The sequence below is a fragment of the Neisseria sp. P0004.S004 genome (assembly GCF_051963335.1).
Taxonomy (GTDB): Bacteria; Pseudomonadota; Gammaproteobacteria; order Burkholderiales; family Neisseriaceae; genus Neisseria.
Genome location: NZ_JBQCUK010000007.1, coordinates 66,598 through 89,095 on the forward strand (window position 1 = coordinate 66,598; position 22,498 = coordinate 89,095).

Below are 22,498 nucleotides of genomic sequence, written 5' to 3' on the forward strand. Positions count from 1 at the left end.
GATTCAGACGGCCTGAGCATGCTATGCCGATAAAGATTTAATGAGTATAATTACTGTTCTTTCAACAAAATTACTGAGTACATAATGAACGGACAAAACCAAATCGGCCATCAACAGGCTCCAATTGTAAGCGTCAAAGAATGGTTGATAACAAACTTGATTATGATGATTCCGCTGGTCAATATAGTTATGATGCTTGTATGGGCATTCGGCTCAAACACCAATCCAAATAAAGCTAATTATTTCAAGGCTACCTTGATTCTGTTTGCCATCGTAATGGTAATTTATCTGGTACTGGCTGTAGTCTTTTTTGGCAGTGTAGCTGCAAATCAATATCAATAAGTAAGAATACATTTAGGCCGTCTGAAACCTAAAAGGCTTCAGACGGCCTTTTACATGGATTACCGAAAGCTCAAGCACCTATCCAATTCCAAACTGCATCGCTCCATTTGCCGATACGGTAGAGAAACAAAGAATAGCTCTCCTGCATCAGGAACTTGGCTTTCTTGTTGCGCTCGTCAAAGCGCGTGGTCGGGGTGGCGGAGAACTGTGCGTCTGACAAGCCCAAATCGGCGGCCATTTCTTCGGCGCGCGCCAAATGATACGGGTCGCTGACAACGATAATGCTGCCGATGCCGTTGGCGTGCATGATGGGAACGATATTGCGCAGGTTTTCGTAAGTGTTGCGCGACGTGTTTTCAAACAGGATATTGTGCGCCGGTATGCCCTGCTTGAGCGCGTATCGGCGCCCCACTTCGGCTTCGGTCATGAATCCTTTTTTGGGCGTGCCGCCGGTGAAAATGATTTTGCCGACACGATGGCTTTGGTAGAGCGTGATAGCGTGGTTGATGCGCTCACGGAATACCGGCGACGGGCGTTTGTCCCACGCCGCCGCACCCAATACCACCGCCGCATCGGCATGAGCGTCCTTCGGCAAGGTGTGCGAACCTGTCCGGTAAATCTGCCATGTGCCGCTCAAAAAAATACCGCACACCAGCAAAACGCTCAAAGCAAGGCCGCGAAACAGGTAATATCGCAGTCCGTTGCGGCTTTTAAGCAGGGAAATCATCTTCAGACGGCCTTATCCAACCCCATCAGCCGAGTAGGGCGGCAATGTTTTCCAACGGACGGCCGATGGCTGCGCGCGTAGGCGTTACCAAAACGGGACGCTCGAGCAGGGCGGGGTGTTCGGCGATTGCCTGAAGCAGGGCGGCATTGTCCAAATCAGGATTGTCCAAACCCAATTCTTTGTACAAATCGTCTTTCGTGCGCATCATGCCGCGCACCGATTCGATGCCGAGTTTGGCAAACATATCCTGCAAAGTCGCCAAATCGGGCGCGGTATCCAGATATTTGACCACGTCGGCGGCAACGCCTTTTTCTTCGAGCAAAGCCAGCGCGGCACGCGATTTGCTACAACGCGGGTTGTGATAAAGTGTGAATTCAGACGGCATGAAATTCTCCGTATTATTGCAAAATCATTCAATGATGGCGGTTATTATCGTCTGCAACTGATTTTTACTCAAACTTTTTACCTGATATCTTGATATGAATCGGTAGGCATACCCACCAAACCGTTTTACAATAAACCCAATTTCGATTGGCAACCTCAAGGATACAACCATGAAAGCCTTAACCGCCCTTCTCTTGTCCGCCGCCGTTTTTACCGCTGCGCCGGCCTTTGCCGCCGATGAAACGGCAGGTTGGCAGGACAACAAACCGCAAAGCCTGGAATCGCTCAAAGCCCCCGTGCGCGTGGTCAACCTTTGGGCAACCTGGTGCGGCCCCTGCCGTAAAGAAATGCCCGCCATGTCCGCATGGTACAAAGCGCAGAAAAAAGGCAGCGTCGATATGGTCGGCATCGCACTGGATACCACTGACAACATCGGCAAATTCCTGAAACAAACGCCGGTCAGCTACCCGATTTGGCGTTACACCGGCGCCAACAGCCGCAACTTCATGAAAGCCCACGGCAACAACGTCGGCGTATTGCCTTTCACTGTCGTCGAAGCGCCGAAATGCGGTTACAAACAAACCATCACCGGCGAAGTCAACGAAAAAAGCCTGACCGCCGCCGTGAATTTGGCCAAAACCAAATGTAAATAGGTAAATTAATGTAAATAGATAAATTGAAATAAGGTGGGATTTTGCCGATCTTAACTATTATTACCGAGTATAACTACATGGCTTTTTGATATACTGAAAAGTTATTAAATACAAATTAACTTAGAAATGAATAATCCAAAATTTACTTTTATTGACTTATTTGCTGGTATTGGAGGTTTCCACTTTGCTCTTAAAGAATTGAGAGGAAAATGTGTCTTTGCCAGTGAATGGGATAAAAATGCACAAAAAACTTATGAGGTTAATCATAATCTAAAACCTTTAGGAGATATCACCAAACAAGAAATTAAAGATCAAATTCCAGAAAAATTTGATATCCTCTGTGCAGGCTTTCCTTGTCAGGCTTTTTCGATTGCTGGTCACCAAAAAGGTTTCTCTGATAGTCGTGGAACGCTATTTTTTGATATTGAACAAATAGTGAAAAAACACAGACCTAAAGTTGTTTTTTTAGAAAATGTTAAGAATTTAGTTTCACATGATAAAGGAAATACTTTCAAAGTAATTCTTGATATTTTAGAAAATAAACTAAATTATCAGGTTTTTTTTAAAGTAATGAATACAGCAGAATATGCAAACATACCTCAAAATAGAGAGCGTATATTTATTGTGGCTTTTAATAAAGACCATAACTTTGATACTTCAAAATTTGATTTTCCCAAAAAAATTAAACTTACAAAAAGCATACACGACATTTTAGACAAGGAAAAACAAGAAGATATTTATTACTACGATAAATCAAAATATATTTCTCAATTAAAAGAAACAATTAAATCAAAAGATACCATCTATCAATGGAGAAGGGTTTATGTAAGAGAAAATAAAAATAAATTATGTCCTACATTAACTGCTAATATGGGAACAGGAGGCCATAATGTGCCACTCTTACTTGATGACTACGGAATAAGAAAACTAACACCTAAAGAATGCTTTGCTTTTCAAGGGTACGATATGAGAAGTTTTATAATGCCCAATATTGCCAAGAGTAAATTATATATGCAAGCTGGAAATAGTGTTACCATGCCTCTAGTAAAAAGAGTTGCTGAAAATTTCTTAAGGGTACTATATGAATAATCAAATTAATACAAATGAAAAATATATTGAACTTTTAAAAATTATGGCATCTCTATCTGGTCTGTTTTCTAACAATAAAATCCCTTACCTTTATTATAGAAATGCTGAAAACCTTTTCTGCTATGCATTACGTGCTAAAAACTTAAGTAGAGACGATTCGGCTTTTGATGCTCTAATTAATATAAACGATATTAAAATAGGAGTTGGACTAAAAACTTTTATTTGCGAGCGAGATCACTCTCTAGAAAAAGTTGCTGAATTTAATCAGCTTTCAAGTAGTTTTAATATTTCTGATAGTCGGCAATTAGCTAAAACTATAGCAAATGCTAGGAACGAACGTATCCGTTTTGCCCAACGAATATATGGTGTAAATAGTGCTATATATCATTTAGTTACTAGAAGAAAGGATGAGCTCCGTATTTTTGAAGAAAATTATGATTTAATTGATATTGATAATATAAAAATAGATAAACATAATAATAAAATTTTAAGTTTTCAGATGAAAAAAATTTTTACAATTATAATTTCTCTAAAAGCACCTTATTTAAGAGATTTGATATGCCTGAAGTATGCAAAGTTATTCCTGTCAAAATCATTAAAGAACCTTATGATTTACTACTTAAACTAAGAGATACTTTAAATGATTATGACATTGCTAATTTTGATTCACTCCCACAAATAGTATTACCTCTATATTCCACAAGAGATAATAGTGTTCCGTTAAAAAGTGGGCTAAACCAATGGAATGCTAATGGTAGAAAACGTGATAATAATGAAGTATATATTCCCGTTCCTAAATATATACATGATAAATATCCTGATTTTTTTCCCTCTTCAAATACTACTTTTTCGTTAATTACTCCTGATGGTCAAACTCTTCAAGCTAAGATTTGCCAACAAAATGGAAAAGCTCTAATGACTAATCCTAACTCAGCATTAGCAAATTGGCTATTACGTCAACTTTTAGCCTTAGAACCGAAGCAATTAGCAACAATGGAACATCTAAAACTAATAGATTGTGATAGTGTAACTATTACTAAAATAAATGACGCAGAGTTTAAAATAGATAAAGCAAAATTTGGAGAATATAAAAGATTTTCTGAAAAATAAGTTATAAAAGGCCGTCTGAAACCCAACCGTTCAGACGGCTTTTATTTCAAACCATGTTGTTTTGTGTTGCAAACCGGCAGTGTATCCGCCGGCAGAACCGGGGTTTCACTATCAAAAAGCAGCCGAAATATTTATAATATGTGAATATCCCCATTTTTTCAGACGGCATGTTGCCCTATCGATGATACCGGCCGTCTGAATCCCTATTTTCAGGAAAACCCATGATCCGTTTCGAACAAGTTTCCAAAACCTATCCCGGCGGTTTCGAAGCCCTGAAAAATGTCAGTTTCCAGATTAACAAAGGTGAGATGATTTTTATCGCCGGCCATTCGGGCTCGGGCAAATCCACCATTTTGAAGCTGATTTCAGGCATTACCAAGCCTACCAAAGGCAAGGTTTGGTTCAACAACCAAGACCTCGGCACCTTGAGCGACAATCAGATCGGCTTTATGCGCCAACATATCGGCATTGTCTTCCAAGACCACAAAATCCTCTACGACCGCAATGTCTTGCAAAACGTTATCCTGCCTTTGCGGATTGGCGGCTACCAGCCGCGCAAAGCGGAAGAGCGCGCGCGTATTGCGATTGAGAAAGTCGGCTTGAAAGGCCGCGAAAACGATATGCCCATCACTTTGTCCGGCGGCGAACAACAACGTTTGTGCATCGCGCGCGCAGTGGTTCACCAACCCAGCCTGCTGATTGCCGACGAGCCGTCCGCCAGCCTCGACCGCGCCTATGCGCTGGATATTATGGAATTGTTTAAAACCTTCCATGAAGCAGGCACGACCGTGATCGTTGCGGCGCACGATGAAACGCTGATGGCGGATTACGGCCACCGCGTCTTGCGCCTGCAGAAAGGACGCCTCGCATGAGTATGATTCACTACATCTCGTTACACGTTGAATCGGCACGCGCCGCGCTCAAAGAGCTTCTGCGCCAACCCATCGGCACGTTGCTGACCCTGTTCATGCTTGCCGTTGCCATGACCTTGCCGCTGTTTATGTATTTAGGTATCCAAAGCGGACAAAGCGTGTTGGGCAAACTCAACGAGTCGCCGCAGATTACGGTTTATATGGACACCGATGCGGCAAGTTCTGATGCCGATACGGTAAAAAACCTGCTCCAACGCGACAGCCGTATCGATAAAGTCCGCTTTATCAGCAAGCAGGAAGGTTTGGAAGAATTGCAGACCAATCTCGACCAAAACCTCGTTTCCATGCTCGATGGCAACCCGTTGCCCGACGTCTTTATCGTTACGCCCGACCCTGCCACTTCTCCGGATCAGATGCAGGCCATCTATAAAGACATTACCAAACTGCCGCGCGTCGAATCGGCAACCATGGATACCGAATGGGTACAAACTCTTTATCGTATTAACGAATTTATCCGCAAGATTTTGTGGTTCCTCTCGCTGACATTGGGCATAGCCTTTGTCTTGGTGGCACACAACACCATCCGCCTGCAAATCCTCAGCCGCAAGGAAGAGCTGGAAATCACCAAGCTTTTGGGTGCGCCCGCTTCCTTCATCCGCCGTCCTTTCCTTTATCAGGCAATGTGGCAGAGCATTTTCTCCGCCGCCGTCAGCTTGGGCTTGTCGGCTTGGCTTTTGGCCGAAGTACGGCCGCTGGTGGACGCGATTTTCAAACCCTACGGTCTGAACATCGGCTGGCGTTTCTTCACATTTAGCGAAGTGTCGCTGGTATTCGGCTTCGTCATCGCGCTGGGCGTATTCGGCGCATGGCTGGCCACCACGCAACACCTCTTAGGCTTCAAAGCCAAAAAATAAGCCTTGGCAAACAGGCCGTCTGAACCATTCAGACGGCCTGAAATCTTATCCTTTCGCAACGTAAACAAACCTTGTGAAAATTTAATACTGCCAAATCTAACAGCAAGGGCATAATCCCTTATAATTGATGGTTTATTATCCATCTCATTTCATTTGTGCGGCATAAGCCGTGCGGACAAATAACGAAAGACATCCTGTGGACAAACTCAAAATCTCTGCCAACGGCCCCCTCAACGGCGAAATCATCGTATCCGGCGCGAAAAATGCCGCCCTGCCGCTGATGTGTGCCGGTCTGCTGACTTCCGGCACTTTACGCTTGAAAAACGTACCCATGCTCGCCGACGTCAAAACCACCCAAAAACTGCTGCAAGGCATGGGCGCACGTGTTTTGACCGACAACATCTCCGAATTTGAAATCAACGGCGGCACCGTCAACAACACCTGCGCACCTTACGAACTGGTGAAAACCATGCGCGCATCCATCTTGGTTTTGGGCCCGACCCTCGCCCGCTTCGGCGAAGCCCAAGTCAGCCTGCCCGGCGGCTGCGCCATCGGTTCGCGCCCGGTTGACCAACACCTCAAAGGCCTAGAAACCATGGGTGCGGAAATTACCATCGAACACGGTTACGTCAAAGCCAAAGGCCGTCTGAAAGGCACGCGCGTCACCATGGACGTCGTGACCGTAGGCGGTACCGAAAACCTGCTGATGGCGGCCACGCTTGCCGAAGGCACCACCATCCTCGAAAACTGCGCCATCGAGCCCGAAGTCGTCGATTTGGCCGAATGCCTCGTCAAAATGGGCGCAAAAATCAGCGGCATCGGTACAGCAACCATGACCATCGAAGGCGTAAAAGAGCTGCACGGCTGCGAACACAGCGTCGTTCCCGACCGCATCGAAGCCGGCACCTTCCTCTGCGCCGTCGCCATGACCGGCGGCAAAGTCGTCCTGCGCAATGCCGCTCCCAAAACCATGGAAGTCGTGTTAAACAAATTGACCGAAGCCGGCGCCATCATCGAAGCCGGCGACAACTGGATTTCCATCGACATGCAACAACGTCCGAAAGCCGTGGACATCCGTACCGTCGTCCACCCGGGCTTCCCAACCGACATGCAGGCGCAGTTTATGGCCATGAACGCCATTGCCGAAGGCAGCAGCCGCGTGGTGGAAACCATTTTTGAAAACCGCTTCATGCATGTTCCCGAACTCAACCGCATGGGCGCAGACATCACCACCGAAGGCAACACCGCCTACATCAAAGGCGTAGAAAAACTCTCCGGCGCCGTCGTGATGGCAACCGACCTGCGCGCCTCCGCCAGCCTCGTCATGGCCGGTTTGGTCGCAGATGGCGAAACCATCGTCGAACGTATCTACCACCTCGACCGCGGCTATGAATACATCGAGAAAAAACTCGGCGGCGTAGGCGCAAAAATCGAACGCGTACGCGGTTAATCCCATACACAGCCGATAAATAAAAGGCCGTCTGAAACACCGGCAATCGGGTTTCAGACGGCCTTTGCGTATTGTTTTGCGGTATAATTCCCACCATCTTTATCCATTGTTTTTAAAAGCACAAACCATGACACGCAAAATCCTTGTCACTTCCGCGCTGCCCTATGCCAACGGCAGCATCCACCTCGGCCACATGGTCGAACACATTCAAACCGACATTTGGGTGCGCTTCCAAAAACTGCGCGGCCACGAATGCTACTACTGCTGCGCCGACGACACCCACGGCACGCCCGTGATGCTTGCCGCGCAAAAACAAGGCATCGCGCCTGAAGACATGATTGCCAAAGTGCGCGAAGAACACTTCGCCGACTTTACTGGTTTCGGTATCGGTTACGACAATTATTACAGCACCCATTCCCCTGAAAACAAACAGTTTTCCCAAGACATTTACCGCGCGCTGAAAGCCAACGGCAAAATCGAAAGCCGCGTCATCGAGCAGCTTTTTGACCCAGAAAAACAAATGTTCCTGCCCGACCGCTTCGTCAAAGGCGAATGTCCCAAATGCCACGCCCAAGACCAATACGGCGACAACTGCGAAGTTTGCGGCACGACCTATTCCCCGACCGAACTGATTAACCCGTATTCCGCCGTTTCCGGTGCCAAACCCGAATTACGCGAATCCGAACACTTCTTTTTCAAACTGGGCGAATGCGCCGACTTCCTCAAAGCATGGACTTCCGGCAACAATCCGCACGACGGCAAGCCCCATCTGCAACCAGAAGCCCTCAACAAAATGAAAGAATGGCTGGGCGAAGGCGAAGAAACCACCCTGTCCGACTGGGACATCTCCCGCGACGCCCCGTATTTCGGTTTCGAAATCCCCGACGCGCCGGGCAAATACTTCTACGTTTGGCTAGACGCACCCGTCGGCTACATGGCGTCGTTTAAAAACCTATGCGACCGCATCGGCGTCGATTTTGACGAATACTTCAAAGCCGACAGCCAAACCGAGATGTACCACTTCATCGGCAAAGACATCCTCTATTTCCACGCCCTGTTCTGGCCCGCCATGCTGCATTTCTCCGGCCACCGCGCCCCGACCGGCGTGTACGCACACGGCTTTTTGACCGTGGACGGACAAAAAATGTCCAAATCGCGCGGCACCTTCATCACCGCCAAATCCTATCTGGAAAAAGGCCTGAACCCCGAGTGGATGCGCTACTACATCGCCGCCAAACTCAACAGCAAAATCGAAGACATCGATTTGAACCTGCAAGATTTTATCTCGCGCGTCAACAGCGACCTCGTCGGCAAATACGTCAACATCGCCGCCCGCGCGTCAGGTTTCATCGCCAAACGCTTTGAAGGCCGTCTGAAAGACGTTTCAGGCAGCGCATTGCTGGCAAAACTGACTGCGCAAAGCGAAGCCATTGCCGAATGCTACGAAAGCCGAGAATACGCCAAAGCCCTGCGCGACATCATGGCCTTGGCGGACATTGTCAACGAATACGTTGATGCCAACAAACCTTGGGAACTCGCCAAACAAGAAGGCCAAGACGAACGCCTGCACGAAGTATGCAGCGAACTCATCAACGCCTTTACCATGTTGACCGCCTACCTCGCCCCCGTATTGCCGAAAGTGGCCGAAAACGCCGCCAAATTCCTGAATTTGGAAGCCATCACTTGGGCAAACACGCGCGAAACCTTGGGCGAACACGCCATCAACAAATACGAACATTTAATGCAACGAGTGGAGCAAAAACAAGTGGACGATTTAATCGAAGCCAACAAACAAAGCATCGCCGCAGCCGCCGCGCCTGCTGCCGAAGAGAGCAAATACGAAAAAGTCGCCGAACAAGCGAGCTTCGACGACTTCATGAAAATCGACATGCGCGTCGCCAAAGTATTGAACTGCGAAGCCGTCGAAGGCAGCACCAAACTTTTGAAATTCGACCTCGATTTCGGTTTTGAAAAACGCATCATCTTCTCCGGCATCGCCGCGTCTTATCCCAACCCCGCCGAATTGAACGGCCGCATGGTCATCGCCGTCGCCAACTTCGCCCCGCGCAAAATGGCAAAATTCGGCGTATCCGAAGGCATGATCCTCTCCGCCGCCACAGCCGAGGGCAAACTGAAGCTCCTCGATGTCGATGCCGGCGCGCAGCCCGGGGATAAAGTGGGCTAAGCCTTAGCCAAACCATAAGGAGAAACCATGTTAAACCTTTCCGCACCGGTACTTAAAGAAATTGAGTTGCTTCATGCCGCAGGCTTATCGGTTGGCGCTATTATTACAGTGTTGCGTCTGAAGTTTCCGGTAGAACTCCATGATCGGGGGGACAAACAAATTGAAGAAGCCGTTCTTCTCATGATCAATCCGCCACGAAAAGCACCTTCTCTTTCCCGCTAAGGCAGCAGTGCCGGTTGAAAGGTAAATTTGGTTATACTTCAACAAAAGGCCGTCTGAAACTTTCAGACGGCCTTTTTATTTATCCAAACGCTTAGTTTCCGTTAAAACTTTATCTCAACAATTCATCGGTAACGCGTTGCAGAAATTCGATACGCTCGGGTTTGGCTTCGCCTGATTCGGCAGCGGCTTTGACGGCGCAGCCGGGTTCGGCGCGGTGGGTGCAGTTGTGGAAACGGCACTGGCCGATAAGGTGGCGCAGGTCGGGGAAGTATTGTAATAAATCGGCAGCTTGGAGATGGTGCAGGCCGAATTCTTGCAGGCCGGGGGAATCGATGAGTCGGGTTTCTGCGTTTAAATCGTATAGTTGGGCGTGGGTGGTGGTGTGTTTGCCGGAATCGAGCGCGGTGGAAATGTCGCCGGTTCGGGCGGCTTGGTTGCCGAGTAGGGCGTTGGTCAGGGTGGACTTGCCCATGCCGCTTTGTCCGAGCAGGATGTTGGTTTGCCCTTCTAATATGGGACGCAGGATGTCGGCGTTTTCCAATGCGTTGGTTTCGACCACGGGGTAGCCGAGGGTTTCGTAGAATTTGAGTTTCTCGCGCCATTGGGCGGTTTCGGGGAGGTCGGCTTTGTTGAGGACGATGACGGCGTTAATGCCGGCCGCTTCGGCTGCGAGGAGGGCGCGTTGCAACAGGGCTTCGCTGGGTGAGGGGCTGGCGGCGGTTACGATGAGCAGTTGGGTAACGTTGGCGGCAATCAGTTTGGTTTTCCACGCGTCTTGGCGGTAGAGCAGGCTTTCGCGCGAGAGGTAGTCTTCAATCACGACTTGTTCGCCGTTGATGGGGCTGATGCGGACTTGGTCGCCGCAGGCGAAATCGACGCGTTTTTTGCGGGTGGTGGCGTCATATGTTTGGCCGTCGGGGGTGCGGACAATATAGCGGCGGCCATAGCTGGTAATGATTTGGGCGGTATCGGTCATGATGGGGTTTATTGTTTGGAATGGTGTGATTGTACCGAAAGTCGGCTATGGCCGTCTGAAAACTTGTTTGCACCTTTTAACTTTCTTTGGCTTGGTTTTTGGGTGTTTCTACTCTATATTTGCAATGTATTGGTTTTCAGGAGATTTTTTTATGGATTTCAGTCAGTTGCTCAATCAGGTTTTGGGTGCGGCTCAAAAAGGCGGCAAAGCGGTGGCGGACAGCCCGCTCAATTCTTTCGGCGGCGGCGCACTGACGGGTGCTTTGGCATCGATGCTGTTGAAAAAGAAAAACGCAAAGAAGCTGGTCAAGGCCGGCTCGGTCGCTGCTTTGGGTTTTCTGGCTTATAAAGGCTATCAAAACTGGAAACAAAACCGCCAGCAGGACGAATTGCCGCAAAGTGCGTTCCAACCTGCCGGCCTGATTGGTGAAAACCACAGCCGTGTGATTTTGCAAACGATGATTGCGGCGGCGGCTTCAGACGGCCTGATTGACGATGCGGAACGCGCGGCCATTGAGCGTGAAAGCGGCAGCGATGCGGAAACGGCGGCATGGTTGCAGGCGGAATATGCACAACCGGCCTCTATCGAGCAAATTGCCGCTTCTGTCGGCAGCGACGAGGCTTTGGCAGCCGAAACTTATCTGGCGGCCCGATTGGTCTGCGCGGACTTGTCGCGCAAGGAAATCGTGTTCCTGAGCCGTTTGTCCCAAGCTTTGAATTTGGACGACCAGCTGGTCGAAAGTTTGGAAAAACAGCTCGAATTGGCTTAAGCTAGATTTAAAAGGCCGTCTGAATCCTGATTTCAGACGGCCTTTCGACTTAATTTCAGAGTAAAATAACCCTTTCGACATATTAAAGGCTGTCTGAACATGAATAAACTTTTTTCCACATTCAAAACGTTTTTAGCCGCTTCGTCCGTCTTGGTATTGGCCGCCTGTCCGAGCGGCAACGCGCCGCAATCCAAACCTTCTGCGCAGAGTCAAAATACGGTTTCGCATACTGCACCTAAACCGAAAGCTACGGTTGCGCTGGCTTTGGGCGGCGGCGCATCCAAAGGCTTTGCCCATATCGGGATTATTAAGGTTTTGAAAGAAAACAATATTCCGATCAAAATCGTTACCGGCACATCCGCGGGCTCGATTGTCGGCAGTATGTACGCTTCGGGAATGTCGCCCGACCGCCTCGAATTGGAAGCGGAAATTTTGGGTAAAACCGATTTGGTGGATTTGACCTTGTCCACCAGCGGCTTCATCAAAGGCGAAAAACTGCAAAACTACATCAACCGCAAAGTCGGCAACCGCCCGATGCAGCAGTTCCCCATCAAATTTGCCGCCGTTGCGACCGATTTTGAAAGCGGCAAACCGGTGGTGTTCAACGTAGGCAATGCCGGACAGGCCGTCCGCGCTTCTGCTTCGATTCCGAACGTGTTCCAACCTGTCGTTATCGGCAGCCGCAAATATGTGGACGGTGGCCTGTCGCAGCCCGTACCGGTCAGCGCGGCGAAAAAACTGGGCGCAAACTTCATCATTGCCGTCGATATTTCCGCCCGTCCTGCCAAAAACGTCAGCCAAGGCATGTTCTCCTATCTTGACCAAACCATCAACGTGATGAGCCAAACCGCCTTGCGCCAAGAATTGGGCCAAGCCAATGTGGTCATCAAACCGCAGGTTTTGGAGCTGGGTTCGATTGGCGGTTTCGACCAAAAACAACGCGCCATCCAATTGGGTGAGCAGGCCGCACGCGCCGCCCTGCCTGAAATCAAACGCAAACTGGCGGCATATCAGTATTAATCATCCGCCGTTTGAACAGGCCGTCTGAAAGTATGTTTTTCAGACGGCCTTTCTTGTGCAAATCTGCTAAAATCACGCGTTTCCTACAAATCATAAAATCCTAAAAAAATGAATATCTTTTACGAAGAGTCCGGCCAATTCAAAGTTGCCTCCATCGTCCAAAAAAACGACGCCACCTACCAAGTCGATACCCAACACGGCAAACGCACCAAAGTGAAGGCAAACAATGTCTTTGCCGAGTTTGACGGCGATATGGCGGCGTTTTTGGAGAACGCGCAGGCGCAGGCAGCGGACATCGACACCGATTTATTGTGGGAAGTATGCGGCGAAGAGGAATTTACCGCTGAGGCGATTGCCGAAGAATATTTCGGCCATGCACCGACCAAAACCGAGCTGGCGGCAACTTTGATTGCGCTGTACGCCGCACCGATGTATTTCTACAAAAAAGCCAAAGGCGTGTTCAAAGCCGCGCCTGAAGAAACTTTGAAACAAGCGCTTGCCGCCATCGAACGCAAAAAACAACAAGACGCGCAAATCGACGCTTGGGCGGAAGCCTTGAAACGCGGCGAGATGCCGTCTGAAATCGCGGCGGATTTGAAAACCATCTTACACGCGCCCGACAAGCAGTCGCTGACCTACAAAGCCTTTACCAAAGCCGCCGACGAGCTGAAAATCTCCGCCTACGAACTGGCGAAAAAAACGGGCGGCATTACGTCCATTCCCCAATATCTGCAAGACGGGTTTGAAATCAAATATTTCCCCAAAGGAACAGGTTTCCCCGACCTTCCGCTTCCCGAAATGCCCGACTTGCCCAAAGCCGACGTTACTGCCTTTTCCATTGACGACGAATCGACCACCGAAGTCGATGATGCTTTGAGCCTGACCGACTTGGGCAACGGCATGAAGCGCGTCGGCATCCACATTGCCGCGCCGTCGCTTGCCGTTAAACCGGGCGACAAAATGGAAAAAAACATCATGGAACGCTTGAGCACGGTTTATTTCCCCGGCGGCAAAATCACCATGCTGCCCGAAAACTGGATTGCCGCGTTCAGCCTTGATGCGGGCGCGTACCGCCCTGCCGTCAGCATTTATTTCGATGTGGACAGCGAGTTCAACGTCGGCGCGCCAACCTGCAAAATCGAAGCGGTCAACATCGCCGAAAACCTGCGCATTCAAGCCATTGAGCCGCATTTCAACGCTGAAACCGGCTTGGACGAAGCAGGCGAAATGATGTTTGCCCACCATCAAGACCTGATTTGGTTCTATCAATTCGCCATCGCCCTGCAAAAAGCGCGCGGCAAATACGAACCCGACCGTGCGCCGCAATACGATTACAGCATCGAATTGGATGAAGAAGGCAACGTATCCGTCGTCCGCCGCGAACGCGGTTCGCCCATCGATACGCTGGTCAGCGAGATGATGATTCTTGCCAACAGCACTTGGGCGCAAATGCTGGACGAAAACGAGCTGCCCGGCCTTTTCCGCGTCCAACCGGCAGGCAAAGTGCGCATGAGCACCAAATCCGAACCGCACATCGGCATGGGCGTGCAGCATTACGGCTGGTTCACCTCGCCACTGCGCCGCGCCGCCGACTACATCAACCAAAAGCAGCTGATCAGCCTGATCGACGACACTGCCGAGCCGCTGTATCAAAACAGCGATGCCGAGCTTTTCGCCGCGCTGCGCGACTTCGATGCCGCCTATACAGCCTACGCCGACTTCCAACGCCAAATGGAAGCCTACTGGAGCCTCGTCTATCTGCAACAGCAAGGCACGAGCGAGCTGACGGCCACCATCCTCAAAGAAGACCTCGTCCGCATTGAGGGGCTGCCGCTGGTAACGCGCGCGACCGGTATTCCGTTTGACGCGCTGCCCAAATCGCAGGCATTGTTCAAAATCACTGAATTGGATGCCGAGAAGCAATTTATCGCGCTCAACTATCAAAAAGCCGTTTTACCGGGCTGATAACGTTATTCCGTTTGAAAAAAGGCCGTCTGAACGCAAAAACAGAAATCTTTGATTTCGTTTTCATCCCCGTTCAGACGGCCTTCATCATCTAAAAATGCTACAATTCCCTTTTCTGCCCATCATTTCAAACCATGAAAAAAAACGCCCCCCAATCCTTTGAAGAAGCCTTATCCCGCCTCGAAACCCTGACCCAGGCCATGCAAAGCAGCGAAATGCCGCTGGAAGACGCCCTGGCCGCCTATCAGGAAGGCAACGAATTGGTCAGATACTGCCAAACCAAATTGGCGGAAGTCGAGCAAAAACTGCAAGTCTTGGATGCCGGCGAACTGAAGGAGTTGAACCTTGAACCCGGCGAATGAACTCAAAACATGGCAGCAAAAAGCCCAAGCGCAAACCGAATTGCTGCTGGCGCATTTCTTACCGTCTGAAAGCCAAGTGCCGCACACGCTGCACGAAGCCATGCGTTACGTTACCCTCGGCGGCGGCAAACGGTTGCGCCCGCTCTTGGTGCTTGCCGCGTCCGAATTGGGCGAAGCAAACCAAAATGCCGTCGAACAGGCGATGGCGGCGATCGAAATGGTGCACGTCTATTCGCTGGTTCACGACGATATGCCGGCGATGGACAACGACAGCCTGCGCCGCGGCAAACCGACCTGCCATGTGCAATACGACGAAGCCACCGCCCTTTTGGTCGGCGATGCGCTACAAACCCAAGCCTTTGATGTATTGAGCCGTCCGACAGGCCTGCCTGCCGAACGCCAGCTTGCCATGTTGTCCACGCTGGCCCAAGCATCCGGCAGCCTCGGCATGGCGGGCGGACAAGCCATCGACCTGGCCAATGTCGGCAAAGCCATGAATCCGGCCGAACTGGAACAAATGCACAGCCTCAAAACCGGCGCACTCATCCGCGCGGCCGTAGCCTTAGGCGCACTTTCCTGCCCGGACTTAACACCGGCGCAAATCCAAACCTTAGACCACTACGCCGCCAAATTGGGCCTGGCTTTCCAAGTGATCGACGATGTATTGGACTGCGAAGCCGATACCGCCACATTGGGCAAAACCGCCGGCAAAGACTCGGACAACGACAAACCGACCTACGTCAAACTGATGGGCCTGCACGCCGCGCGTACTTACGCAGAAACGTTGATTGCAGAAGCCGTTGCCCTGATCGAGCCATTCGGCGACAAAGCCCTGCGCCTGCGCCAACTGGCCGAGTTTGTTACTGCGCGGAAAAACTAAACCTGCGAATAAAATAAAGGCCGTCTGAAACCTGATTTTAGGTTTCAGACGGCCTTTTTAACAGCCTGTTTGGCTGGTTCAACCGAATGCTGAGTCTTTCTAAATACGGCTCAAAAATCCCCCCGCAAACTGCGTTGACAAGCCTCAGCCTGCCTGTTTAATCCAATAGGGCATCTACAAACGCTTTGGCATTAAACGGACGCAAATCATCGATGCCTTCGCCTACGCCGATGTAGCGGACGGGAACTGGGCGGTCAGAGGCAAGGGCGGCAAGGATACCGCCTTTGGCCGTACCGTCGAGCTTGGTGACGATCAGACCGGTCAGACCCAGCGCTTCGTCAAAGGCTTTCACTTGGTTGACGGCGTTTTGACCAATATTGGCATCAAGCACGACAATGATTTCATGTGGCGCATCCGGCATGGCTTTTTGCAACACGCGTTTCACTTTTTTGATTTCTTCCATCAAATGAAGCTGCGTGGGCAGGCGGCCGGCAGTATCGGCCAGCACGATGTCGATCCCGCGCGCTTTCGCAGCTTGGACGGCATCGAAGCAAACAGCGGCGGAATCGCCCGTGGTTTGCGAAATCACGGTCACATTGTTGCGTTCGCCCCAAGCTTGAAGCTGCTCGCGCGCGGCGGCGCGGAAAGTATCACCTGCCGCCAGCAATACAGATTTGCCCTGCGCTTGGAAGTATTTGGCGAGTTTGCCGATAGATGTGGTTTTACCTGCGCCATTGATACCGGCAAGCATAATCACGAAAGGCTCCTTGGTTTCCGGCAAGACCAAAGGTTTTTCCAGAGGCTTAATCAAGTCGTACAGCGCATCTTTCAGTGCGCCGCGCAATTCGTTGCCGTCTTTGAGGCCTTTGAGGCTGACACGGTCGCGCACGTCTTTCATCAAGTATTCGGTGGCTTCCATGCCCATATCGCTGGTAATCAGCACGGTTTCCAGCTCTTCGTACAAATCCTCGTCGATTTGTCCGCCGCCGAACACGCCGGCCAGCGATTTCGCCATTTTATCGCGTGATTTGGTCAAGCCTTGTTTCAAACGTGCGGCCCAACTGAGCTTGGGTTCTTCTGCCGGAGCAGGGGCTTCAGCCGGTGTTTCCGTAACGGCTTCTTGAGCTTGCTCGACAGCTTCGCTAACTGCTTCAACAGCTTCTTCTTTAATCGCTTCGGCCTGTTCTGCTGCTTCTTCAGCAGCCTCGTCCACTTCAGACGGCATCTCAGAAACGGTTTCTTGAACCTGTTCAACAGCCTCGCTGACGGTTTCAACAGCTTCTTCTTTAACTGCTTCAGCCTGTTCCGCTACTTCCTCAGCAACCTCAGCCGCTTCAGACGGCATCTCGGCAACGGTTTCTTGAACCTGTTCAACAGCCTCGCTGACGGTTTCAACGGCCGTTTCTTTTGCCGCTTCAACGTGTTCTTCCACTTTTTCGACTGTTTCAGACGGCGTTTCGGTCAAAGCCTCCCAAACCTGCTCAACGGTTTCACTGACAGTTTCAACAGCCGATTCGACAACTGATTCAACATGCCCTTTGACGCTTTCTGCTAAAGATTCGGCATCTTCTTTAATATTTTCAACTACTTGAGCAAATTCAGATTCTACTTTTGCTGCGGTTTCCTGAACTTGAGCCTCCTCAGGAGCCGGAGTTTCCTGTTTTTTCTTGCGACGGAAGAAGCTGAACATTAAATTTTCCTTTTAATTTTAGAAACTTGAAATAGGGAGTATTGTAGCGTATTTTACGTGGCAAGGTCGTCTGAAAATCAAGGTTGTCAGGTTTTGGCATTTCCAACGTCTAATGAGACAAACCATCCATACAGGAAACATAGAGATGAAACCCCGTACCTTCTTTTCCCTTTGCGCCAAGTTCGGCTGCCTGCTTGCGCTTAGCGCCTGCTCAGCCAAAATGATGGATACCGAAGCCGCAACCGTACCGCAAGCATTATCCTCTTTGAAAACTCCTGACAACCGCCCTGCCAGTGTTTTCCTGAAAAAAGACAAACCGACCCTGATTAAATTTTGGGCAAGTTGGTGTCCTTTATGTTTGTCCGAACTGGGGCAGACCGAAAAATGGGCGCAAGATGCAAAATTTGGTTCTGCCAACCTGATTACCGTTGCCTCACCCGGCTTTCTGCACGAGAAAAAAGACGGCGACTTTCAAAAATGGTATGCCGGTTTGAACTATCCCAAGCTGCCCGTTGTTACCGACAACGGCGGCACCATCGCCCAAAGCCTGAATATCAGTGTTTACCCCTCGTGGGCGTTAATCGGTAAAGACGGCGACGTGCAGCGCATCGTCAAAGGCAGTATCAACGAAGCGCAGGCATTGGCGTTAATCCGCGACCCGAATGCCGATTTAGGCCGTCTGAAAAGTTCGTTCTACAAACCCGACACACAGAAAAAGGATTCAAAAATCATGAATACGCGCACCATCTACCTCGCCGGCGGCTGCTTCTGGGGCTTGGAAGCCTATTTCCAACGCATAGACGGCGTGGTTGACGCAGTATCCGGCTACGCCAACGGCAAAACGGAAAACCCGAGCTACGAAGACGTGTCCTACCGCAACACGGGCCATGCCGAGACCGTCAAAGTGACCTACGATGCCGACAAACTCAGCCTCGACGACATCCTGCAATACTATTTCCGCGTCGTTGACCCGACCAGCCTCAACAAACAAGGCAACGACACCGGCACGCAATACCGCAGCGGCGTGTACTACACCGACCCCGCCGAAAAAGCCGTCATCGCCGCCGCCCTCAAACGCGAGCAGCAAAAATACCAACAGCCCCTCGTCGTCGAAAACGAGCCGCTGAAAAACTTCTACGACGCCGAGGAATACCATCAGGACTACCTGATTAAAAACCCCAACGGCTACTGCCACATCGACATCCGCAAAGCCGACGAACCGCTGCCGGGCAAAACCAAAGCCGCCCCGCAAGGCAAAGGCTTCGACGCGGCGACGTATAAAAAACCCGGCGATGCCGAACTCAAACGCATCCTGACCGAAGAGCAATACCAAGTTACCCAAAAAAGCGCGACCGAATACGCCTTCAGCCACGAATACGACCATCTATTCAAACCCGGCATTTATGTGGACGTCGTCAGCGGCGAGCCCCTGTTTTCTTCCGCCGACAAATTCGATTCCGGCTGCGGCTGGCCGAGCTTCACCCGCCCGATTAATGCCTCCGCCGTTACCGAACACGACGATTTAAGCTACAACATGCGCCGCACCGAAGTGCGCAGCCATGCCGCCGATTCGCACTTGGGACACGTCTTCGCCGACGGCCCCAAAGACAAAGGCGGCCTGCGCTATTGCATCAACGGCGCAAGTTTGAAATTCATCCCTTTGGAAGAAATGGACGCTGCCGGCTACGGCGCATTGAAAGACAAAGTGAAATAACGGATTGAATCGAAAAAGGCCGTCTGAAAAAGATTTCAGACGGCCTTTTTGATTTGTCGGATGTAGAGGGTTGGTTTCTTATCTATCAAAAAATCTCAATAACTAAGAAAGTGCACCCTACAAAAGCCTTTTAAATTCGTTTTGCCAACTCTTCGGCTTTGCCCACATACAACGCAGGGGTCAGCTCAAGCAATTTGGCTTTGGCTTCTGCCGGAATTTCCAACGACTCGATAAAGAGTTTCAACACTTCAGGCGTAATGCCGTCTTTACCGCGTGTCAGGTCTTTCAGCTTCTCGTAAGGATTGGCCACACCGTAACGACGCATTACGGTTTGAATCGGCTCGGCTAGCAACTCCCAAGTAGCGTCCAAATCGGCAGCAAGGGCGGCAGGATTCGGCTCAAGCTTGTTCAGACCGCGCAGATGGGCGGCAAAACCCAATACGGTATAGCCCACGCCTACGCCCATATTGCGCAATACTGTGCTGTCGGTCAGGTCGCGCTGCCAACGGGAAATCGGCAGTTTTTCAGACAAAAAGCCCAATACGGCATTGGCCATACCAAGGTTGCCTTCAGAGTTTTCAAAGTCGATCGGGTTGACTTTGTGCGGCATGGTGGAAGAACCGACTTCGCCTGCTTTGACTTTTTGTTTGAAGTAACCCAAAGAAATATAACCCCAAACGTCGCGGTTGAAGTCGATCAGAATCGTGTTGACACGGCTGATGGCTTGGAAGAATTCCGCCATATAGTCGTGCGGCTCGATTTGAATGGTGTAGGGGTTGAAGGTCAGACCGAGGCTGATTTCGACGAAGTTGCGACAATGGGTTTCCCAATCCACATCGGGATAAGCGACCATATGGGCATTGTAGTTGCCGACTGCGCCATTGATTTTGCCGAGGAACTCTTGCGCTTGCAGGTTTTTAAACTGACGTTGCAGGCGGTACACGACATTGGCGATTTCTTTACCTAATGTGCTTGGTGTCGCAGGTTGTCCATGCGTGCGGCTCATCATAGGGACGGCAGCCAACTCATGCGCCATGCCGGTCAGTTTTTCGATGATTTCGGCCAGTTTCGGCAGCAAAACAGTCTCACGCGCTTCTTGCAGCATTAAAGCGTGGGACAGGTTGTTGATGTCTTCGCTGGTGCAGGCAAAGTGGATGAACTCGCTGGCAGCAACCACTTCAGGCACGCCGGAGAAGCGTTCTTTAAGCCAATATTCGATGGCTTTGACGTCGTGATTGGTGGTCGCCTCAATGGCTTTGACGGCGGCGGCATCTTCAAGTGAGAAGTTTTCGATCACTTTGTCGATTTCAGCAAGCGTAAAATCGCTGAAAGCAGGAACTTCTGCAATCTTAGGCTCGGCGGCAAGAGCTTTGAGCCAGTTTAATTCAACTTTGACACGCGCACGCATCAGGCCGTATTCGGAGAAAATCGGACGCAATGCTTCAACGGATTTGGCATAGCGGCCATCTAATGGGGAAAGTGCAGCGATAGGGTTAATCATGTCGGATCTTCCTATGGGATGAAAACCAAATTGTTTGCAATTATACATGATTTTACACTTCAAGGCCGTCTGAAAAGCAGGTTTCAGACGGCCTTTTCAGCGTATTTCTCATAAAATTCTTTTCAGAGGTTCAACTTTGCAAATTCGATTTACGATATATGCCATCTTCACGGATAATATCGGCTGACTTTCTGTAAATAATGAGGTTTTATGAATATCAAACGTTTTTCCCTAGCTGCAACCGTATTTGCGGCTTTGATGTTGAGTGCCTGTGAAACAACCACCACATCGAGCGGCGGTGGCAGCTGGACCAACATCGGCACCATCTCTGAAGGCAATATCAAAGTGGCCATTGATAAAAGCAGCATTAAAAGAAATGGTGCACTGGTTACTTTCCGCGATAAAAAAACCGTTTCAAAACTGAAAGAGGAACGTTTCGTCAACACGCCTGCCTATAAAACGGCCATTGGCAGCTGGGAAATTCATTGCTCAAACAAAACCTATCGCCTGGCAGCGCTGCAACTGATGGACGAACACGGCCGGGTGATTTCCAACCAAAGCTATACGCCGACCAGCATCCGCCCAATGAGCGTCATGAGCGGCACGATTACTGAAAAACAATACGAAACAGTGTGCGGACATAAGCTTTAATCCACACTTATTCACAAAGTTATCCACAGTTTAAATATTTAAAAGGCCGCCTGAATGCTTTGAATATCAAGTTTCAGACGGCCTTTTTATGTTTTGATGGAAATTTATCTTCAAATTTATCCACAAAATTTGTTTATTCAAAAATAATTTATTACAGCGATTCATTTACGCTCAAAATTTGCTTCACTTTTTGCCAGAGTATTTCACAAAATACTGCTTTCTACTCTATTTACTGACTTACTATCTGCTTAATCGATCTGTATTTACAGACTGCTATGTATCAAACTGGATCTGCACTAAATGCTTTTCACACAGGTATTCCAATCTTTTGGAAAAAATTTACTTCTCCAAATGAATACTTTTTCTTTGATGATACAACCCTTCTTTAACGCAGCCTTGCTCCTGTTTCTCCATCAATAATCTGGCTGGGCGTTTTCTGCTTACCTATCAATCCGCCTACAACCCAGACTTTCCTGCCGAACTGTCTTCTGACCTCCCTTGCCGTTTTGCACGCCCGTTTGCCTGCACGATTGCATGAAGTAGAGACTAAAGGCATTTCCAAAACCTGACACAAACGCCTTGCACCTGCATGCGCAGGAACCCTGACAGCCAATTTACTGCGTCCTTTCCCACGCAATAAGGGCAATACTTTTTTGCCGGCCGGCAATAAAAAAGTTTTCGGAGCCGGCCATGCTTCATGCAGCATGGTTTGGATATTTTCAGACGGCCTTTGCAGCAAAGGTTGCAACTGTTCCAAGCTATGGCCAATGACAATCATACCTTTGTGTTGCGGTCGTTTTTTCAGATGAATCAGTTGATTGAGTGCTTTGGGCAAAGTAGGGATACAGCCTAAGCCATAGCAAGACTCGGTGGGATAGGCGACCAAACCGCCTTTTTTAAGATGCGCCTGCAGCCTACGTTGGGCTGCAGCCGATAAAATTCTGGGGAACATCATCATATACCAAGGCCGTCTGAAACTGCGATTGTCGGACAATCTGTGTTCAGACGGCCTATTTCTATTC

The 22,498-nt window shown here is 49.7% G+C and carries 23 protein-coding genes; 17 read left to right on the forward strand and 6 right to left on the reverse strand.

From position 1 onward, the window contains the following. The first annotated feature begins 84 nt into the window (after positions 1-84). The gene (locus ACTHRY_RS07500) at positions 85-342 is read left to right on the forward strand and encodes a hypothetical protein (RefSeq protein WP_070837238.1); all 258 of its coding nucleotides are present in this window, start codon (positions 85-87) and stop codon (positions 340-342) included. 70 nt (positions 343-412) lie between these two features. Here ACTHRY_RS07500 and ACTHRY_RS07505 read toward each other — a convergent pair whose 3' ends face one another. Continuing rightward, complete coding sequence (locus ACTHRY_RS07505; protein WP_440374164.1) at positions 413-1,069, reverse strand: YdcF family protein; 657 nt, start codon at positions 1,067-1,069, stop codon at positions 413-415. Positions 1,070-1,094: 25 nt separating this feature from the next. After that, positions 1,095-1,454 carry an arsenate reductase (glutaredoxin) gene (gene arsC, locus ACTHRY_RS07510; RefSeq protein WP_004519164.1) on the reverse strand — a complete coding sequence of 120 codons (360 nt, stop codon included), beginning with the start codon at positions 1,452-1,454 and terminating at the stop codon, positions 1,095-1,097. 169 nt (positions 1,455-1,623) lie between these two features. Here arsC and ACTHRY_RS07515 point away from each other — a divergent pair, with 169 nt between their 5' ends. The 9 genes from ACTHRY_RS07515 to ACTHRY_RS07555 all read left to right on the forward strand — a co-directional run bounded on the left by ACTHRY_RS07515 (position 1,624) and on the right by ACTHRY_RS07555 (position 9,948). Next, positions 1,624-2,106: a TlpA disulfide reductase family protein gene (locus ACTHRY_RS07515; protein WP_003747814.1), complete on the forward strand. Its 483-nt coding sequence runs from the start codon at positions 1,624-1,626 to the stop codon at positions 2,104-2,106. A gap of 126 nt (positions 2,107-2,232) precedes the next feature. After that, positions 2,233-3,195, forward strand: a complete 963-nt coding sequence (dcm, locus tag ACTHRY_RS07520) for a DNA (cytosine-5-)-methyltransferase (RefSeq protein ID WP_004519166.1) — start codon at positions 2,233-2,235, stop codon at positions 3,193-3,195. Beyond that, positions 3,188-3,823, forward strand: a complete 636-nt coding sequence (locus ACTHRY_RS07525; RefSeq protein WP_440374165.1) for a hypothetical protein — start codon at positions 3,188-3,190, stop codon at positions 3,821-3,823. The genes dcm and ACTHRY_RS07525 overlap by 8 nt, the downstream gene beginning before the upstream one ends. Beyond that, positions 3,754-4,305 carry a hypothetical protein gene (locus tag ACTHRY_RS07530; protein ID WP_440374166.1) on the forward strand — a complete coding sequence of 184 codons (552 nt, stop codon included), beginning with the start codon at positions 3,754-3,756 and terminating at the stop codon, positions 4,303-4,305. The genes ACTHRY_RS07525 and ACTHRY_RS07530 overlap by 70 nt, the downstream gene beginning before the upstream one ends. Positions 4,306-4,526: 221 nt before the next feature. Beyond that, positions 4,527-5,177 carry a cell division ATP-binding protein FtsE gene (ftsE, locus tag ACTHRY_RS07535; protein ID WP_004519169.1) on the forward strand — a complete coding sequence of 217 codons (651 nt, stop codon included), beginning with the start codon at positions 4,527-4,529 and terminating at the stop codon, positions 5,175-5,177. Further along, positions 5,174-6,091 carry a permease-like cell division protein FtsX gene (gene ftsX, locus ACTHRY_RS07540; protein WP_440374167.1) on the forward strand — a complete coding sequence of 306 codons (918 nt, stop codon included), beginning with the start codon at positions 5,174-5,176 and terminating at the stop codon, positions 6,089-6,091. The genes ftsE and ftsX overlap by 4 nt, the downstream gene beginning before the upstream one ends. A gap of 196 nt (positions 6,092-6,287) precedes the next feature. Beyond that, on the forward strand, positions 6,288-7,541 hold the full coding sequence (murA, locus tag ACTHRY_RS07545; RefSeq protein ID WP_070504121.1) for a UDP-N-acetylglucosamine 1-carboxyvinyltransferase: 1,254 nt from the start codon (positions 6,288-6,290) through the stop codon (positions 7,539-7,541). A 127-nt stretch (positions 7,542-7,668) separates the two neighbouring features. Further along, a complete protein-coding gene (gene metG / locus ACTHRY_RS07550; RefSeq protein WP_440374168.1) occupies positions 7,669-9,726 on the forward strand; it encodes a methionine--tRNA ligase in 2,058 nt (685 codons plus the stop codon). 27 nt (positions 9,727-9,753) lie between these two features. After that, positions 9,754-9,948, forward strand: a complete 195-nt coding sequence (locus ACTHRY_RS07555) for a virulence regulator (protein WP_440374169.1) — start codon at positions 9,754-9,756, stop codon at positions 9,946-9,948. Positions 9,949-10,057: 109 nt separating this feature from the next. Here the strand turns inward: ACTHRY_RS07555 and rsgA are convergent, their stop codons facing one another. Beyond that, the gene (gene rsgA, locus ACTHRY_RS07560) at positions 10,058-10,924 is read right to left on the reverse strand and encodes a ribosome small subunit-dependent GTPase A (RefSeq protein ID WP_440374170.1); all 867 of its coding nucleotides are present in this window, start codon (positions 10,922-10,924) and stop codon (positions 10,058-10,060) included. 151 nt (positions 10,925-11,075) lie between these two features. On the opposite strand from rsgA, the gene ACTHRY_RS07565 reads away from it, so the two are divergent. The 5 genes from ACTHRY_RS07565 (at position 11,076) to ACTHRY_RS07585 (ending at position 15,920) form a co-directional block, all read left to right on the forward strand. Continuing rightward, on the forward strand, positions 11,076-11,693 hold the full coding sequence (locus ACTHRY_RS07565; RefSeq protein ID WP_107868135.1) for a tellurite resistance TerB family protein: 618 nt from the start codon (positions 11,076-11,078) through the stop codon (positions 11,691-11,693). A gap of 99 nt (positions 11,694-11,792) precedes the next feature. Next, positions 11,793-12,713, forward strand: coding sequence for a patatin-like phospholipase family protein (locus ACTHRY_RS07570; RefSeq protein WP_440374171.1), 921 nt, complete (start codon positions 11,793-11,795; stop codon positions 12,711-12,713). A gap of 108 nt (positions 12,714-12,821) precedes the next feature. After that, entirely contained in the window at positions 12,822-14,678 is a 1,857-nt protein-coding gene (locus ACTHRY_RS07575) for a ribonuclease catalytic domain-containing protein (RefSeq protein WP_440374172.1), read from the forward strand. Positions 14,679-14,812: 134 nt separating this feature from the next. Then, positions 14,813-15,040, forward strand: a complete 228-nt coding sequence (locus ACTHRY_RS07580; RefSeq protein ID WP_003681131.1) for an exodeoxyribonuclease VII small subunit — start codon at positions 14,813-14,815, stop codon at positions 15,038-15,040. Then, on the forward strand, positions 15,024-15,920 hold the full coding sequence (locus ACTHRY_RS07585) for a polyprenyl synthetase family protein (protein WP_440374173.1): 897 nt from the start codon (positions 15,024-15,026) through the stop codon (positions 15,918-15,920). The genes ACTHRY_RS07580 and ACTHRY_RS07585 overlap by 17 nt, the downstream gene beginning before the upstream one ends. 157 nt (positions 15,921-16,077) lie before the next feature. Here the strand turns inward: ACTHRY_RS07585 and ftsY are convergent, their stop codons facing one another. Beyond that, positions 16,078-17,610: a signal recognition particle-docking protein FtsY gene (gene ftsY / locus ACTHRY_RS07590; RefSeq protein WP_049323015.1), complete on the reverse strand. Its 1,533-nt coding sequence runs from the start codon at positions 17,608-17,610 to the stop codon at positions 16,078-16,080. Positions 17,611-17,755: 145 nt separating this feature from the next. On the opposite strand from ftsY, the gene msrAB reads away from it, so the two are divergent. Beyond that, positions 17,756-19,324 carry a bifunctional peptide-methionine (S)-S-oxide reductase MsrA/peptide-methionine (R)-S-oxide reductase MsrB gene (gene msrAB, locus ACTHRY_RS07595; RefSeq protein WP_049323014.1) on the forward strand — a complete coding sequence of 523 codons (1,569 nt, stop codon included), beginning with the start codon at positions 17,756-17,758 and terminating at the stop codon, positions 19,322-19,324. 130 nt (positions 19,325-19,454) lie between these two features. On the opposite strand, the gene purB is transcribed toward msrAB, so the two are convergent. Continuing rightward, positions 19,455-20,825 carry an adenylosuccinate lyase gene (gene purB / locus ACTHRY_RS07600; protein ID WP_049323013.1) on the reverse strand — a complete coding sequence of 457 codons (1,371 nt, stop codon included), beginning with the start codon at positions 20,823-20,825 and terminating at the stop codon, positions 19,455-19,457. Between the two features lie 210 nt (positions 20,826-21,035). Here purB and ACTHRY_RS07605 point away from each other — a divergent pair, with 210 nt between their 5' ends. Further along, positions 21,036-21,476 carry a surface-adhesin E family protein gene (locus ACTHRY_RS07605; RefSeq protein WP_049323011.1) on the forward strand — a complete coding sequence of 147 codons (441 nt, stop codon included), beginning with the start codon at positions 21,036-21,038 and terminating at the stop codon, positions 21,474-21,476. Positions 21,477-21,861: 385 nt separating this feature from the next. Here the strand turns inward: ACTHRY_RS07605 and ACTHRY_RS07610 are convergent, their stop codons facing one another. After that, on the reverse strand, positions 21,862-22,431 hold the full coding sequence (locus ACTHRY_RS07610) for an L-threonylcarbamoyladenylate synthase (RefSeq protein WP_049323029.1): 570 nt from the start codon (positions 22,429-22,431) through the stop codon (positions 21,862-21,864). Between the last annotated feature and the right edge of the window lie 67 nt (positions 22,432-22,498).

Bases quoted from the DNA above. Each gene is read 5' to 3' on its own strand.
- ACTHRY_RS07500 (WP_070837238.1), top strand. From the start codon at position 85: ATGAACGGACAAAACCAAATCGGCCATCAACAGGCTCCAATTGTAAGC.
- ACTHRY_RS07580 (WP_003681131.1), top strand. From the start codon at position 14,813: ATGAAAAAAAACGCCCCCCAATCCTTTGAAGAAGCCTTATCCCGCCTC.
- ACTHRY_RS07575 (WP_440374172.1), top strand. From the start codon at position 12,822: ATGAATATCTTTTACGAAGAGTCCGGCCAATTCAAAGTTGCCTCCATC.
- msrAB (WP_049323014.1), top strand. From the start codon at position 17,756: ATGAAACCCCGTACCTTCTTTTCCCTTTGCGCCAAGTTCGGCTGCCTG.
- dcm (WP_004519166.1), top strand. From the start codon at position 2,233: ATGAATAATCCAAAATTTACTTTTATTGACTTATTTGCTGGTATTGGA.
- ACTHRY_RS07530 (WP_440374166.1), top strand. From the start codon at position 3,754: ATGCCTGAAGTATGCAAAGTTATTCCTGTCAAAATCATTAAAGAACCT.
- metG (WP_440374168.1), top strand. From the start codon at position 7,669: ATGACACGCAAAATCCTTGTCACTTCCGCGCTGCCCTATGCCAACGGC.
- purB (WP_049323013.1), bottom strand. From the start codon at position 20,825: ATGATTAACCCTATCGCTGCACTTTCCCCATTAGATGGCCGCTATGCC.
- ACTHRY_RS07605 (WP_049323011.1), top strand. From the start codon at position 21,036: ATGAATATCAAACGTTTTTCCCTAGCTGCAACCGTATTTGCGGCTTTG.
- ftsE (WP_004519169.1), top strand. From the start codon at position 4,527: ATGATCCGTTTCGAACAAGTTTCCAAAACCTATCCCGGCGGTTTCGAA.
- ACTHRY_RS07505 (WP_440374164.1), bottom strand. From the start codon at position 1,069: ATGATTTCCCTGCTTAAAAGCCGCAACGGACTGCGATATTACCTGTTT.
- ACTHRY_RS07525 (WP_440374165.1), top strand. From the start codon at position 3,188: ATGAATAATCAAATTAATACAAATGAAAAATATATTGAACTTTTAAAA.
- arsC (WP_004519164.1), bottom strand. From the start codon at position 1,454: ATGCCGTCTGAATTCACACTTTATCACAACCCGCGTTGTAGCAAATCG.
- ACTHRY_RS07555 (WP_440374169.1), top strand. From the start codon at position 9,754: ATGTTAAACCTTTCCGCACCGGTACTTAAAGAAATTGAGTTGCTTCAT.
- ftsY (WP_049323015.1), bottom strand. From the start codon at position 17,610: ATGTTCAGCTTCTTCCGTCGCAAGAAAAAACAGGAAACTCCGGCTCCT.
- ACTHRY_RS07565 (WP_107868135.1), top strand. From the start codon at position 11,076: ATGGATTTCAGTCAGTTGCTCAATCAGGTTTTGGGTGCGGCTCAAAAA.
- ftsX (WP_440374167.1), top strand. From the start codon at position 5,174: ATGAGTATGATTCACTACATCTCGTTACACGTTGAATCGGCACGCGCC.
- ACTHRY_RS07515 (WP_003747814.1), top strand. From the start codon at position 1,624: ATGAAAGCCTTAACCGCCCTTCTCTTGTCCGCCGCCGTTTTTACCGCT.
- ACTHRY_RS07610 (WP_049323029.1), bottom strand. From the start codon at position 22,431: ATGATGTTCCCCAGAATTTTATCGGCTGCAGCCCAACGTAGGCTGCAG.
- rsgA (WP_440374170.1), bottom strand. From the start codon at position 10,924: ATGACCGATACCGCCCAAATCATTACCAGCTATGGCCGCCGCTATATT.
- ACTHRY_RS07570 (WP_440374171.1), top strand. From the start codon at position 11,793: ATGAATAAACTTTTTTCCACATTCAAAACGTTTTTAGCCGCTTCGTCC.